Raw genomic sequence first — 14,326 nt, 5'->3', positions numbered from 1 at the left:
TCAGTCCCCTCTTTTCATTAATTAAAGTCTTTTATGATTTTTAAAAGGGATTCGGAGGCTCTCTTCGGACTATCTGCATTCATGATGGCCGATACGACTGCGGTACCGGATAACCCGCTATCAGAAAGAGTGGAAATGTTATCTGCAGTGATACCCCCGATGGCTACGGAGGGAATGGATACAGTGCGGCAAATTTCCTCCAGATCCCCAATGGCCATTAGGGTTGCATCTTGTTTGGTCTTTGTAGGGAAAACGGAACCGACTCCGATATAGTCTGCTCCATTTCGTTCGGCTTCGAGAGCTTCTTCAAGAGTGGAGACAGATACACCGACAATCATATCTTCAGGAACCATTTGTTTGACGACAGTCAATGGAAGGTCATCTTGCCCAATATGAATTCCGTCCGCTGCAACCGCAAGTGCTATATCCACTCGGTCGTTGATGATAAGGGGAATGGACAGCTCGTTCAATAACTGTTTTAATACAGAAGCTTTTTTATAAAAGGAAAGGGAGGAATTGTTTTTCTCTCTAAGTTGTACGATCGAGACTCCTCCTGAAACCGATTCTGCAATGATTTTGGTCAATTCTTCTAATGCTAGGGATTCTTCCGTAACTAAATATAGGCTTAAATCAATTTGGGACTTCTTCATTTATTTTCACCTCATGCATCCAGATTTCCTTATCCATTCTTGATATTGCATCGATTAATCGCACACGAAACGTTCCTGTTCCTTCATCTTTTTGAAGGTTTGCAGCAGCTAGTTCCCCTGAAATGCTCATGGTAGAAATACCGGCAATTGCCGCAGAATAGAAATCGTCGGTGACTCCGGAAAAAGTGCCGATAAGAGCGGTGGACATGCAGCCGGTACCTGTAACATTAGTTAAAAGGAGGTTCCCATTGTCGATGATGGAAGTATGTTTTCCGTCGCTGACCGCATCCTTAGCTCCGCTGACCACGACGATACTATTCAATTTATTTGCTGCTCGTGCAGCCAGCTCTGCATTGCTAATCGCTAGTTCCTCCGAATCCACCCCGCGTGTAACATTATCCCCACCCATCAATGATAGGATCTCACTCGCATTCCCGCGAATGATTTGGAAAGTAACCTTACTAAGGAGCTCTTTGACCTGCTCTGTACGATAGGGGGTGGCACCAACTCCCACCGGGTCCAAAATGACCGGGATATCCAGGGTATTTGCCGTCTTTCCGGCTATCACCATTGCTTCAAAGGCTTTATCATCGATCGTACCGAAATTTAAGACCAATGCATCTGCTAATTTGACCATATCCGCCACTTCTCTTGGGCTCGAAGTCATTACTGGTGAACCACCGATGGCAAGGGTGGCATTTGCACAGTCGTTGACCGTAACAAAGTTGGTGATTTGGTGAATGAGTGGTTTTCTTTCTTTTACCTTCACGAATAAATCGGCGGCAGAAACCTTCATATTAATTCACTCCGTTCTTTTTTTGAAAATGAATGAAAATGATGGACAGGTCCATGACCTTTACCGATTGAAAAGCTATTGCGTATCGCTTCAGAAATATAGGTCTTGGCCTGTTCGATCGACTCTTGCAATGGCAGCCCATTTGCCAGGTTTGATGTAATGGCGGATGATAGGGTACAGCCCGTGCCATGAGTGTTTTTTGTATGAATACGCTCTCCCTTGATCCATTGGAATTCAGTCCCATCATAAAAAAGATCATTTGGATTTCCTGCTGCATGGCCACCTTTAAGTAAAACGGCTTTGGGACCCATTTCTTGTATTGAAATGCATGCTTTGTAGAAATCTTGTTCCGTTCGAATCGACAAGCCAGTAAGTACTTCCGCTTCCGGTGCATTTGGGGTTACAAGTGTTGCAAGCGGAAGCAAATCCATTTTTAAGGCAGAGACAGCCTTTTCGTCGAGCAAATGGTGGCCGCTTTTGGAAATCATGACAGGGTCAAGGATAACGATGGCCGGCATGAAGGTTTTAAGGGACGCAGCGACTGTTTCCGCGATTTCCTTTGATCCAAGCATGCCTATTTTTACTGCATCGACAGGAATATCTTCAAAGATAGCTGCAATTTGATCTGATATGATTGCTGTTTCAATTGGCTGTACTGAACGGACTTCCATTGTATTTTGTGCGGTTACGGCTGTGATGGCAGACATTCCAAAGACACCATGTGCAGAAAATGTTTTTAAATCCGCCTGTATTCCAGCGCCGCCCCCTGAATCAGAGCCTGCGATGGTTAATGCTGTTTTCATAAAAAAACCCCTTCATATAATTATTTTTTAGAAGTATTTTAAGTAATATGAAAGCTAAAATCGCACCAGCGAATGAACTGAGCATAAAAGCCGGTAAAAAACCAAAAAGAGCAGCTTTTTCTCCCAATAGGAGGAGGGCAAGTGGATAACAGGCTAGGGAACCGAGAATGCCGGTCCCAATCACTTCCCCTAAACAGGCGAATTTTAAGCTTTGTGTTTTTCGATAAAGGATGGCAGCCAAAAGTGCACCGATCATGCTCCCGGGAAAGGCGAAAATTGAACCGGTACCAGACATGTTTCTAATGATGGAAACTAAAAAAGCTTGTGTCACTGCATAAGCTGGCCCCAATAGAACGGCCGTCAGGACATTTGCCAGATGCTGAATAGGAAAGACCTTTGCAAATCCTGCAGGAATGAAAATAAATGAACTGGTCAGAGTCGTAATAGCCGTGATCATGGCAGTCAACGTCAGTTTCTTGATAGGATTCATCATCATGTCAACGACCTACAGCGGCCAATCCTGCTCATTATGAACCATATCCCAGAATAAATATTCATATCGGGAAGTAACCAAAAAGTGTTTTTCTAATCTAAGAAGTTCCGTTTCTGGCATGCCTTCCGTCAATTCTTCCAACAAAGCGATCAGCCATTTGTGTGCTTCCCCGAATTCAGGAGATGAATAGGACCTTATCCAATCTGCGTAGCGATTGTTTTCCAATGCTGCTCCATTTTGTTCTTTTAATAGCAAACCGATTTCATAATAATCCCAAGCGCAGGGCAGGAGACAGGCGATCAAGTCTGCCAAAGTCCCATGCTGAGCTGCATTTAGCATGTAGCCTGTATAAGCTAGAGTCGTTGGAGTAGGTTCTGTATCTTCCAATTCCTTGGAGGTAATCCCGAATTCGGAAGCATAATGCCGATGAATATCCATTTCCACTTGAAGGGTTTCATTTAAAATACTCGCAAACTTTGCCATGGTTTCGATGTTATGAGCTTTGATGACACCTAAAGCAAAGAGCTTGGAATAATCCATGAGATAGATATAGTCCTGCTTCAGGTAATAGGCAAATTTCTTTTCAGGAAGCGTACCATTTCCAATTGCCTGGACAAAGGGATGTGAATGGTTCCTTTTCCAAATCTCTTTTGACCGTGCATGTAGTCTATCACTGAATGTTTCTAATTTAGTATTCTCCATTGTTCATCCTCCTTTAGAATGGATCCCCTTGTTAATGAAAAAACCCGTTCCTGAATACGGAACGGGGTAGATGGATATAGTCTGTAAATGGACGATATCATCCACTTCCCTCCGCCGGTATGAGCCGGTTCAGGTTCAAAGGGTCCGGAACTAATTCCATCTCAGTCTTAAAAAAGACTCCCCTAGTGGTGTGAATTGTATGTAATTACTGACATCATATCAGAAAGACAAGAAAATGCAACCCGCATTTGAAAGAGGGAGCATTTTATGTCCAGGAAAAAAGGAAGAACCAGGTAATTGACTTTTGATGGTTATTAGGATAAAATCATGTCTACATCATTTATATATCGATTTCTTATCCAGAGAGGTGGAGGGACTTGGCCCAACGAAACCTCGGCAGCGGACCCGTTTTGGGAACTGTGCTAAATCCAACAAGCATATGCTTGGAAGATAAGAAGAGCCGTACGGATACTGTCAGCCTCTTCTTGAATTAGAAGGGGCTTTTATTTTTGTGAAATAACGTTTAGTGACATAATAGAAAAGGTATATATAATTTGGTGAAAATCAAACAAGTTGATAAAGTTTAGCTAACTAGAAGCAGGCTCTAGGATGACTAGGAAAGGAGCCATTTACATGGCAGAATTATTTAAGAGGATTGAACAGAGGAAGGCAAAGCTTATTGAAGAGTTATTGGCCAATGGAGTATACAAAACCTCTGATGAAAGGCACCTTTATGATGCCCCATTAAAAGTACTTGAAGATGAATATAAGATTGTTATAAATAGACCAAATACCGAGTCACCTTCTGAATGGATGACATAGTAAACGATGGACTGTATTTTGGGTTCTTGGATAAGGGATATGATGTAAGCATTCGCAGTCAACACTAGTGGATGCTTTTTTTGCGTTTGATAGAAAATGACACAAAATATACATAATTATCGAATTAAATAGTTATTTTGTCACATTTAACCTTTAAAATAACACATTTAATTTCTAAAAAATAGTTGATTTTAACTAGTAGTTTAATTATGATGAAAGTGTAAAAATATTGAATAAATAGGAGGTGACTATATAATGCCTTGCCGTATGGTAACGATAGAAAAAGTAGAAGAGAAGAGAAAAGAAATGATCAACTTGGCAGCAATTTACGGCTTATCAAGTCTGCTAACTGTTCAAGCCAGTCAAGAATTGGATACGCTATTAAATGCGTTAACAAGTAAAAGAGATTCTGAACATTTTCCCCTCCAGAAAGCATATAGGTATTTTTAAATTAGCCAATTCGACCTCGATTAATACGAAAAAGCTACTGCTCAAGGCAATAGCTCTAAAGAAAATAATATTAAATATCGACACGTTTACCAAGAATGATCAAATCCCGCTCAATGCCATCCAGCTCCGCAACTTGAGGTAAATGTGCCCATTCTTCAAACCCGAATTTGGAAAAAAGCTTAAGGCTTGGTGTATTGTGGGCGAATATGAAACCCAATAGAGTCTTAACACCTAATTTTGGACTCAATTCAATTGCCTTTTGAATCGAAATTTGTCCGATTCCTTTTCCCCGGAAATAATCATCAATATAAATGCTGATTTCGGCAGTTGAATTATATGCCGGTCGGCCATAGAAGGATTGAAAGCTCATCCATCCAGCAGTTTTCCCTTCTATAGTAATGATAAATAGCGGTCTACTTTCTGAATGATGTTCCTCAAACCATTTAACCCTCGATTGGACGGATACAGGTTCCGTATCTGCCGTGACCATTCTTGAAGCAATTGTCGAATTATATATTTCAACAATTCTGGGTAGATCAGATAGTTCTGCCTCTCTAAACTCTATGTGCTCTTCCATGATTTAAACTCCTAACTACCATTTATTCAATCTCCAGAATGAAGGGTAATCCCGTTTTTTGTTTAAGGGACGGTGAATGACACCCAATCCATTGAAAGTTTTATATTATCATACACTCTTGAATCTTTATCTGACAATTTTTTTTATGTTAAGACTGCAGATTTTTGGGGTATGTAAAAGATAAAATACTTCTAGTAAAGAGACAAGAGGAGAACCAAATGAAAAAATTGGCATGTTTATTGATTATAGTACTAGTTATATGTTTTGCTGCATATGAATTTCAGGCCTCGGAGTCGGAAGATGTGCAAAGGGTGATGGCTTTTGGAGATTCATTAACCTATGGAAAAGGGGATAAGGACGGGGAAGGATATATAGAAGGCCTTGAGGATGAATTGAATAATCCGCAATCGGAACAAAAAGTGACTTTTTGGAATTACGGTATAAAAGGCCAGGAAACGGATGGGGTGATGAAACAGCTTGATGATTACCGCATTAAAACAAAACTTGATGAAGCTGATACTTTCATCGTTTATATTGGAACGAATGACTTGATCAATAGCAACGGAGGGGACTTGAAGAAAATAAGTGACCGAAAAATCAATGAGGGTAAACGGGAGTATATCAGCCATCTGAAAAAGATTACATCAACATTGATAGAGGCAAACGATAAAGCGGATATTCTGGTAGTAGGATTATATAACCCAATTAAAGACAATCAAAAACTTGAAAAGCACATTCGCGATTATAACCGGTCAATAAAGGGAATAGCGGATAAAGATAAAAGGATGTTATTCATTCCTACAAATGATCTTTTTGAAGATAAAAAGAAAACAGAGTATTTCAGTGATAAGTTACATCCGAATGAAAAAGGGTATCAGCTCATTACGAATCGGGTTTTGGAAAGTTATGATTTCAAATGAAAGAAAAAATGCACAGGAAGGCTTTCTGTGCATTTTTGCCCGCTAAGTAGCTAGGAGTTTGATATCGCTTTTAGTTGAGGGAACTGCAAGTCATGGAGCTGCTTGTATCTGCCGTTGTTTTGCAATAACTGTTGATGTGTTCCTTTTTCATGAACCTGCCCTTTTTCCAGAACGATAATTTGATCGGCATCATGAATGGTCGATAAACGATGTGCAATTACTATTGAAGTCCGTTTTTTCATTAAACGTGACAATGCTTGCTGGATCAAATGTTCGGATTCTGTATCCAAGGCCGCTGTTGCTTCATCGAGAATGATGATTTGCGGATTTTTCAAAAGTGCCCTGGCAATGGCAATGCGCTGTTTTTGTCCGCCTGAAAGCTTGACTCCGCGCTCTCCAATCTGAGAATCATAACCATCAGGAAAGGCACTGATAAAGTCATGCGCATTTGCCGCTTTGGCGGATTCGATGATTTCAGCATCTATAGCATCAAGTTTGCCATAAACGATGTTATCACGGATGGAACCATTGAATAAAATGATATCCTGGGAAACAATTCCCATTTGTCCCCGTAATGATTTCAGTGACACTTCCTTGACATCATGACCATCCATTTTAATCGTGCCATCTTGCGGATCATAAAATCGGATCAAAAGGCTCGTGATGGTCGATTTTCCAGCGCCAGAGGAGCCGACCAGAGCAGTTACTTGACCAGCTTTCATGGTCAGGTTTAAATTGCTGAGTACAGGCACACTCTCATCATATGCAAAATCTACACATTGAAATTCAATTTGCTTTTTTATGGCAGGGAGTTCAATGGCAGTTCCCTTGTCACTTATTTCAGGTTGGGTATCCAATATTTCAGTTATCCGCTCAAAGGCGGCGGCTGATTGCTGGACAATGCTGATGACCCGGCTGAAATTGCGAACGGGACTCTGCAGTAACCTCAAATAGGCGAGAAAGGCCACGATTAATCCTATTGTGAATTCACCTTCCATCACTTGCCAAGCACCAAACACAATGACTGCTACAAGACCGATATTGTTCAATAAATCAATAATCGGACCGAACATGGAACGTAGCCGAACGGACTTAAGGTTTGCAGCCATATTTTCCTGATTACGCTCCGCAAATCTCCTTGATTCGAATTCTTCATTTGTAAAAGATTGAATGAGCCGCATTCCTGAAATGGAATCCTGTAACTGGTTGCTGACATCTCCTGCGGAACTTTGCACAGACCTAAATGACATCCTGATGCGTTTCCCGAATGCCCTTGTGATATAGAACATGAAAGGGAATGTAAAAAGAAGGACAATGGTCAGCTTCCAGTTAATGAAAAGCATATATACCGCCACGGCAATGAAAGTCACCGTGTCAGTCAAGACTTGAAGCATGCTCGAAGAGATGAGCTGCTGCAGTAAATTGACATCATTGGTCAACCGCGACATTAAGTCACCAGTACGGTTTTTATCAAAGAATTTCATATCCAGTGTTTGAATATGGTCATACATGCTATTCCGTATATCCATAATAGCCTTTTGACCGACCTTGGAAACGATATAGCTGTTAAAGTAGTTCAGTAAAGCCAATAAAATGGCAGCACAAAGAATTCCTGCGCCAATCCAGATTAACGAGTCATATCTTTTTTCGGGAATGATTGTATCAATCGTAAACTGTGTCAACTGGGGGATGGAGAACTCAAGCAATGAAATGAAAAGCATGATACATAAAACCAAGGTGCAAAACTTCCACTTCGATGGGACCCGATTGAACATTTGCTTGAGCATCAACCATATGCTTCCTTTTGAGGGTATTGCATGCATGGTACTGCGGCCTTTGTGGCTGAATGGAATATGTCCTCCACTCATAGCGATCACTCCTATTTAGACTATCCTTGATGAATGTTGAAAGTCATTTGAATTAGATGAATTTTGCCTTTATGACTATCATAGAGCTTTTCAAAAAATAGACAACTTTTAATCGGTTCGTTTCAGTCAAAAAGTATTATTATTTTACACTTTCCTATAGGACATGGAATAATTAAAGGAGGTTAGCGAGGATGATAAGAGGAGATGCTAAAAATGAATGAAAATGAAAAAATCAGGGAAGAGCTTTTAAATGCGGTCAACGGACTATCGGATGAACAGTTGAACGCCCATCCTGAAACAGGACGATGGAGCATCATCCAGGTTTTGGATCATTTATATTTAATGGAGAGAGCCATAACAAAGGGCATTTCCGATAAATTGAAAGGCGACGATAGCATTCCTGCTGTGGATAAACCGATCGAGCTTTCTTTAAATCGTGAAGTGAAGGTCCAGGCCCCGCCATTTGTCATTCCCTCAGAATCATACCAATCTTTGAGTGAGGTTAAAGAAAAGTTGTCCGAATCCCGAAAAGCTTTTGTACAGGTCGTTGACCATGCAAAGGAAATTGATCTCGAACAAAAATCTTTTCCACACCCTTTGTTTAAAGATTTAAGCTTGAAGCAATGGATCCCGTTCGTGGGACTGCATGAAAAACGGCATTTATTGCAAATTGAAGAATTGACAGCAAAGTTATAAATAATAGAAGAAAAACTCATCCGTCTTTGGTTGAGTTTTTCACTTTCAGACGATATTCGTAAAGGAAGGATTATTCAGTGAAAGCCACTTGGGTAAGGACATGTTTGGTATTGGGCTTTTTCGGATTGTTGCTGTGGCTCTTGTTCAAGTATATGCTTCCGCCTGATCTAGATGAAATCGAACTGACTGACGAGCTGAATCCAATCGTCGCCGAAAAAAAAGACGAGCTCATTCAAGTGGCTAATGACAAAGGCATCCCGGTTATCATTACAGCGGGGTTCCGGTCTTTAGCCGAGCAAAATGAACTCTATGAAAAGGGCAGATCAGGCTCGGGCAACATCGTAACGAATGCAAGAGGTGGCGAGTCGCTGCATAATTTCGGATTGGCGATCGATTTTGCCCTACTTAACAAACAAGGCGAGGCCATTTGGGATATGAGTTATGACGGCAACAATAATGGAAAGTCAGATTGGATGGAAGTTGTAACCATCGCTAAAGGGTTAGGTTTTGACTGGGGAGGGGATTGGGCAGGGTTCAAGGATTATCCGCATTTACAAATGACATTTGGCTTGAGCCTGGGTGAGCTGCAACAAGGCAAGCGGCCAAAAGGGCAGTGATAGTGAGTGGCTTCAGTATAGACCGCATAAATTTTGAATAAAAGCAGGAAAATAAGCATGTGAATTGCTTTACAGGTAAGAATTCGATAAAGTGGAATAGTGAGAAATCAGACATAAAGGAGTGCAGTCACCATGGAAGAAACAAAACATTGCCGGGACTCTTTGGTCATAAAAACAAGTCTTGTCCTCCCGCCGGATACAAATAATATTGGTACGATGTTCGGAGGCAAATTAATGGCATACATTGATGATGTAGCGGCTATATCAGCCATGCGTCATGCGCGAAGCAACGTCGTTACGGCATCAACTGATTCTGTCGATTTCCTGCACCCTATTCACGAAGGAAATGCAGTTTGCCTTGAAAGCTTCGTGACTTATACGGGCAGAACATCAATGGAAATCATCGTAAAGGTGATTGCAGAGGATTTAGTTACAGGAGATCGGAATTTATGCGTCATTTCTTTCTTGACATTTGTTTCCATTAATGAAGAAGGTAAACCAATTCCGGTCCCGCGTTTGGTTCCTGAAACAGAGATGGAAATGAATTTAAATGAATCAGCAAAACAACGGGCCCAAATCAGGAAAAAAAGAAGGGAAGATACACAGTTCATTGCAAGTACTTTCGGTGTAAAACTGCCATGGACCGATCAATCGAAGCCAGGATTATATAAATAAGATACGCATCCATTTAGCCTTCTTATTGATGATTGAGACCAATTGTGATTTGGTCTTTTATTAATCGCCATGGTTTTAGGGAAAATCAGTACTCTCATCTTTCAGCGATGATATTATCCGTAAGGGAAAGAAACGTGAAAAGACGCTTGGATAAGTCCAAGCGTCTTTTTTATGTTACCTTGTAAGGTTTGATCATATCCGCCTTTTAGTCATCGCTTGCTAAAATACCAAAGAAGCGCAAGATGTTAATGAATAGGTTAATGAAATCAAGATATAGATTCAAGGCCATGAGCGGTACTTCTTCGGCCGTTACCCCATAATGCTTCATTCGATTGAAATCATATAAAATATATCCACTGAAAACTAAAATCCCAATAAAGGAAAAGACCAGCATGGCTGTAGAGCTTAATGGAGAGAAAATGTTGAAAATGCTAATGACCACTAAAGCTAGCAACGCCGCAAATAACATTCCTCCCAAGAAAGAAAGGTCCCTTTTGGTGGTTGTGGCATAAACCGCCAGTCCACCAAATACAACTGTCGTAGTAACACCTGCCAGAATCACCACATTTGCCCCTGCAGCGGCTAGGTAGTGTGCAATGATCGGATATGTCGTAATTCCTGAAATCAATGTGAAACTATACAAAAATGTATAACCGATGGCTTTTTTCCTCCGCAATATGAATGCTCCAATCAACATAACAATCTCAAGTATCGCTAAGGGAAGAAACAAGGATGGCGGAACAAGAGTGCCGAGAGCCATCCCTAAGACGGAAACGGCAAGTGACAAAGCGAACGTCCGCATGACGGACGGCATATATGTTTGTACAGTTTGTGAATACATTCAATCACCTCATCATTTATTTTCTACCGTTTTCTACGAATCTGTTCTAAAAAGGTTTCATGGCATTTAATGAAATAAAGTGTTTTTTTTAAAGTATTGAAATATATATGAAATAATTACCTGTTTTATGATATTCTAACAAATGTACTAACTTTTCTGAAATATCAAAAAAAATACAATTAGAACCATTCTGCTGCACGTAAAACGACAAGGTCAATAAATAGGTATGAACTGTAAAATAGTTATATTGGAATAATAAATTTAAAATTATTGGTTCTTTACATCAAATCGGACTTCAAAACTTTACTGTATAACCGTTATAAAGGAAACGATTTTTTATTTCAGAAAATTATTCCTAAAGTTATAAAATATGAAAAAAATGTGATTATTTTCTATAAAAACTATTGTATAATTGTAAAAAATTGATTAAAATTTTAAATAATTATCAGAAGATTAATTATTTTCCCGATAAAATAGTTTAGGGGGAGCAAGGATGAAGAAAGCTATTTTGCAAATAGAGAATCTAACTACCTCATTCCGAATCGGCAACAAATATCATGCAGCGGTGGATGATGTTTCGTTTACGGTAAATGAAAATGAAATTGTAGCAGTTGTTGGAGAATCAGGTTGTGGAAAGAGTGCATTGGCCTTATCTATCATTCAATTACATAATAAGCAGAGAACGAAATCCGAAGGAAACATCAATTATAAAGGTCAAAATCTACTAAAGTTGAATGATGTACAAATGAATAAAGTCCGGGGTAAGGAATTGGGTATGATATTCCAGGAACCTTTAACGGCTTTGAACCCGCTCATGACCATCGGAAAACAGATCGAGGAGAATCTTGATTACCATACTGAGCTCTCCAGTGCTGAAAAAAAGAACAGGACGATCGAACTTTTGACACAAGTGGGAATTCCATACCCTGAACGGACGTACAAGCAATATCCGCATGAGCTCTCGGGCGGGATGCGCCAAAGGGCAATGATCTCGATTGCCATTGCTTGCAATCCTGCACTGGTCGTCGCCGATGAACCCACGACGGCACTGGATGTTACGATTCAAGCGCAAATACTTGATCTGCTGAAAGATATCCAGAGCAGGACAAAAATGGGGATCATCTTAATTACACATGATCTGAGCGTCGTAGCAGAGGTCGCAGACAGGATCGTTGTCATGTATGCAGGTCAGGTAGTGGAAACGGGAAGTGTTAAAGAGATATTCAACAATCCGCTGCATCCATATACGAGGTCGTTATTAAATTCGATTCCTTCTGCTGCAAACGAGAAAAATCGTTTGCACGTTATCGAAGGAATCGTTCCATCGATAGCGAAAATGGATCGGATAGGATGTCGCTTCCAAGATAGGATTCCTTGGATACCTAAACATGCGCATGAAGAGGCACCCCGGCTTCACGATGTGGGCAACGATCATTTTGTGCGCTGTACCTGCTATAAAGAATTTTATTTTCAAGCTAAAGGAGATGCATCGGCCAATGACATTACTCAAATTAGATAATCTCAAAGTGCATTTTCCGATAAGGGGCGGTTTTTTTCGAAGGGTGGTCGATCACGTAAAGGCCGTGGACGGTGTTTCCTTTGAGTTGCAGCAAGGGGAAACATATGGTTTGGTCGGTGAATCCGGAAGCGGCAAGTCCACGACAGGCAAGGCAGTGGTCAAACTGAATGAGGTGACATCCGGACAAATCCTGTTTGAAGGCAGGGATTTATCATCGCTAAGTAGAAGAGAAATTAAACCATTCAGAAAAGATATCCAAATGATTTTCCAAGATCCGTATTCATCATTGAATCCGAAGAAGAGGGTACTGGACATCATTGCCGAACCGCTGAGGAACTTCGAACGGTTATCCCCTTCAGAGGAAAAGAAAATCGTACAGGACTTCTTGGACAAAGTCGGACTGAGTCCTGAATCGATTCACAAGTATCCTCATGAATTTTCAGGGGGGCAGCGCCAGCGGATTGGAATTGCCCGATCATTGACATTGAAACCTAAACTGATCATAGCGGATGAACCGGTGTCAGCATTGGATGTTTCCGTTCAGGCACAGGTATTGAATTTTCTTCAGGATCTCCAACAGGAGTTCAATTTGACTTATTTATTTGTCGGGCATGATTTAGGCGTAATCCGGCATATGTGTGACCGGATGGGTGTTATGTATCGCGGTAGATTGGTAGAGGAAGGCAAAAGCGAGGAAATCTATGAAAATCCCCAACATATATACACGAAGCGCCTGATTGCCGCCATTCCGGATTTAGAGCCGGAAGTTCGCGAAGATAAAGTGCAGCTTAGAAAGAAACTCACCTCAGAATATGAGTCTACCTACTCAAAATATTTCGATGAGAATGGACGTGCTTACGATTTGAAGCCAATCTCATCGACACATAGAGTCGCATTACAATAAGGAGGTGGAAGGAATATGTGGAAATTTATCCTAAGACGATTATTAGTAATGATCCCGCAGCTCTTTTTATTGAGCATCATCGTTTTCATGATGGCAAAAGCAATGCCGGGAGATGCACTGTCAGGCCAGGAAATCAACCCTAGGGCCAATCCAGCCGAGCTTGATAGGATCAGGGAAGAACTGGGTTTGAATGACCCTTGGTACCAACAATATCTAAGGTGGGCATCCAATGCAGTACAGGGGGATTTCGGTATTTCCTATACACATAAGACGCCCGTTATGGATGTGATCGAAGACAGGCTTTGGAACACGGTGTTCCTGGCGTTGGTCACGCTGATCTTTACATATATGCTTGCTATTCCATTAGGCATACTTAGCGGAAGGTATAACGATACCTGGGTGGATAAAACCGTTACGGGTTATAGCTATTTAGGGTTTGGCACGCCGATTTTCATTTTTGCTTTAATCATGTTATTCGTTTTCGGATTTGCTCTGGATTGGTTCCCGTCTGGGGGCAGTGTCGATTCAAAAGTGGATGAAGGAACATTCGCCTATGTTGTAAGCAAGATCAATCATTTGATTTTACCAGCTTTAAGTACAGCTTTAATTGCAACAACAAGTACGATCCAATATTTGCGAAATGAAATCATCGATAATAAAATCAAGGATTTCGTAAGGACAGCGCGTTCGAAGGGAGTGCCTGAATCAAAAGTATATTCACGGCATATCCTGAGAAATTCCTTTTTACCGATAGCAGCATTCTTAGGTTATGAAATTACTGGATTGGTCGGCGGCGCGGTCATAATCGAGACCATTTTCAGTTATCCGGGACTTGGGCAGCTTTTCCTTAGTTCAGTCAGTCTGCGGGATTTCAGCGTTGTCACGGCCATTGTCATGATGACGGGATTTGCCACTCTGCTTGGCACTCTTCTTTCGGACATCATACTTAGTGCGGTCGATCCGCGCATACGGATAGAATAGGAGCGGGGTGAG

17 protein-coding genes and 2 riboswitches are annotated in these 14,326 nt (G+C 41.0%); of the genes, 9 read left to right on the top strand and 8 right to left on the bottom strand.

Features of this window, described 5'->3' with window-relative positions:
* Nucleotides 1-17: 17 nt before the first annotated feature.
* The 5 genes from thiE to tenA are packed head-to-tail and all read right to left on the bottom strand — an operon-like array spanning nucleotide 18 to nucleotide 3,444.
* A complete protein-coding gene (thiE, locus tag J7J00_RS11295; RefSeq protein WP_214790651.1) occupies nucleotides 18-650 on the bottom strand; it encodes a thiamine phosphate synthase in 633 nt (210 codons plus the stop codon).
* Nucleotides 631-1,446 carry a hydroxyethylthiazole kinase gene (gene thiM / locus J7J00_RS11290; protein ID WP_214790649.1) on the bottom strand — a complete coding sequence of 272 codons (816 nt, stop codon included), beginning with the start codon at nucleotides 1,444-1,446 and terminating at the stop codon, nucleotides 631-633. Before thiM ends, thiE begins: the two co-directional genes overlap by 20 nt.
* Nucleotides 1,443-2,249, bottom strand: coding sequence for a bifunctional hydroxymethylpyrimidine kinase/phosphomethylpyrimidine kinase (gene thiD, locus J7J00_RS11285; RefSeq protein ID WP_214790647.1), 807 nt, complete (start codon nucleotides 2,247-2,249; stop codon nucleotides 1,443-1,445). The genes thiM and thiD overlap by 4 nt, the downstream gene beginning before the upstream one ends.
* Complete coding sequence (gene thiW / locus J7J00_RS11280; RefSeq protein WP_214790645.1) at nucleotides 2,218-2,739, bottom strand: energy coupling factor transporter S component ThiW; 522 nt, start codon at nucleotides 2,737-2,739, stop codon at nucleotides 2,218-2,220. Before thiW ends, thiD begins: the two co-directional genes overlap by 32 nt.
* 15 nt (nucleotides 2,740-2,754) lie before the next feature.
* Nucleotides 2,755-3,444 carry a thiaminase II gene (gene tenA, locus J7J00_RS11275; protein WP_214790643.1) on the bottom strand — a complete coding sequence of 230 codons (690 nt, stop codon included), beginning with the start codon at nucleotides 3,442-3,444 and terminating at the stop codon, nucleotides 2,755-2,757.
* 89 nt (nucleotides 3,445-3,533) lie between these two features.
* Nucleotides 3,534-3,638: riboswitch (TPP riboswitch) on the bottom strand.
* Nucleotides 3,639-3,796: 158 nt separating this feature from the next.
* Nucleotides 3,797-3,901: riboswitch (SAM riboswitch) on the top strand.
* Nucleotides 3,902-4,077: 176 nt separating this feature from the next.
* Between tenA and J7J00_RS11270 the strand changes: the two genes are divergently transcribed.
* Both J7J00_RS11270 and J7J00_RS11265 read left to right on the top strand, forming a co-directional pair.
* Entirely contained in the window at nucleotides 4,078-4,266 is a 189-nt protein-coding gene (locus tag J7J00_RS11270) for a Fur-regulated basic protein FbpA (RefSeq protein ID WP_076366955.1), read from the top strand.
* Nucleotides 4,267-4,521: 255 nt separating this feature from the next.
* Nucleotides 4,522-4,716, top strand: a complete 195-nt coding sequence (locus J7J00_RS11265) for an aspartyl-phosphate phosphatase Spo0E family protein (RefSeq protein ID WP_286201287.1) — start codon at nucleotides 4,522-4,524, stop codon at nucleotides 4,714-4,716.
* Nucleotides 4,717-4,786: 70 nt separating this feature from the next.
* Here the strand turns inward: J7J00_RS11265 and J7J00_RS11260 are convergent, their stop codons facing one another.
* Nucleotides 4,787-5,293 (bottom strand): GNAT family N-acetyltransferase, encoded by a 507-nt coding sequence (locus J7J00_RS11260; protein ID WP_214790641.1) that lies wholly within the window; start codon nucleotides 5,291-5,293, stop codon nucleotides 4,787-4,789.
* A 218-nt stretch (nucleotides 5,294-5,511) separates the two neighbouring features.
* Between J7J00_RS11260 and J7J00_RS11255 the strand changes: the two genes are divergently transcribed.
* A complete protein-coding gene (locus tag J7J00_RS11255) occupies nucleotides 5,512-6,213 on the top strand; it encodes a GDSL-type esterase/lipase family protein (protein ID WP_214790639.1) in 702 nt (233 codons plus the stop codon).
* 50 nt (nucleotides 6,214-6,263) lie between these two features.
* On the opposite strand, the gene J7J00_RS11250 is transcribed toward J7J00_RS11255, so the two are convergent.
* The gene (locus J7J00_RS11250) at nucleotides 6,264-8,081 is read right to left on the bottom strand and encodes an ABC transporter ATP-binding protein (protein ID WP_286201286.1); all 1,818 of its coding nucleotides are present in this window, start codon (nucleotides 8,079-8,081) and stop codon (nucleotides 6,264-6,266) included.
* Between the two features lie 213 nt (nucleotides 8,082-8,294).
* On the opposite strand from J7J00_RS11250, the gene J7J00_RS11245 reads away from it, so the two are divergent.
* The 3 genes from J7J00_RS11245 to J7J00_RS11235 all read left to right on the top strand — a co-directional run bounded on the left by J7J00_RS11245 (nucleotide 8,295) and on the right by J7J00_RS11235 (nucleotide 10,069).
* A complete protein-coding gene (locus J7J00_RS11245; protein WP_214790637.1) occupies nucleotides 8,295-8,777 on the top strand; it encodes a DinB family protein in 483 nt (160 codons plus the stop codon).
* 152 nt (nucleotides 8,778-8,929) lie between these two features.
* Nucleotides 8,930-9,394, top strand: coding sequence for a M15 family metallopeptidase (locus J7J00_RS11240; RefSeq protein ID WP_214790800.1), 465 nt, complete (start codon nucleotides 8,930-8,932; stop codon nucleotides 9,392-9,394).
* A 132-nt stretch (nucleotides 9,395-9,526) separates the two neighbouring features.
* Entirely contained in the window at nucleotides 9,527-10,069 is a 543-nt protein-coding gene (locus J7J00_RS11235; RefSeq protein ID WP_214790635.1) for an acyl-CoA thioesterase, read from the top strand.
* Between the two features lie 205 nt (nucleotides 10,070-10,274).
* Here J7J00_RS11235 and J7J00_RS11230 read toward each other — a convergent pair whose 3' ends face one another.
* Nucleotides 10,275-10,910, bottom strand: coding sequence for a Bax inhibitor-1/YccA family protein (locus J7J00_RS11230; protein WP_214790633.1), 636 nt, complete (start codon nucleotides 10,908-10,910; stop codon nucleotides 10,275-10,277).
* 493 nt (nucleotides 10,911-11,403) lie between these two features.
* On the opposite strand from J7J00_RS11230, the gene J7J00_RS11225 reads away from it, so the two are divergent.
* The 3 genes from J7J00_RS11225 to opp4B are packed head-to-tail and all read left to right on the top strand — an operon-like array spanning nucleotide 11,404 to nucleotide 14,314.
* On the top strand, nucleotides 11,404-12,429 hold the full coding sequence (locus J7J00_RS11225) for an ABC transporter ATP-binding protein (RefSeq protein WP_214790631.1): 1,026 nt from the start codon (nucleotides 11,404-11,406) through the stop codon (nucleotides 12,427-12,429).
* On the top strand, nucleotides 12,407-13,333 hold the full coding sequence (locus tag J7J00_RS11220; protein ID WP_214790629.1) for an ABC transporter ATP-binding protein: 927 nt from the start codon (nucleotides 12,407-12,409) through the stop codon (nucleotides 13,331-13,333). Before J7J00_RS11225 ends, J7J00_RS11220 begins: the two co-directional genes overlap by 23 nt.
* 15 nt (nucleotides 13,334-13,348) lie before the next feature.
* The gene (opp4B, locus tag J7J00_RS11215; protein WP_098371215.1) at nucleotides 13,349-14,314 is read left to right on the top strand and encodes an oligopeptide ABC transporter permease; all 966 of its coding nucleotides are present in this window, start codon (nucleotides 13,349-13,351) and stop codon (nucleotides 14,312-14,314) included.
* The last annotated feature ends 12 nt before the right edge of the window (nucleotides 14,315-14,326 follow it).

Origin of the sequence: Bacillus sp. ISL-4 (assembly GCF_018613275.1) — a bacterium.
Taxonomy (GTDB): Bacteria; Bacillota; Bacilli; order Bacillales; family DSM-1321; genus Peribacillus; species Peribacillus simplex_E.
This window is presented reverse-complemented; position numbering and strand designations above follow the sequence as displayed.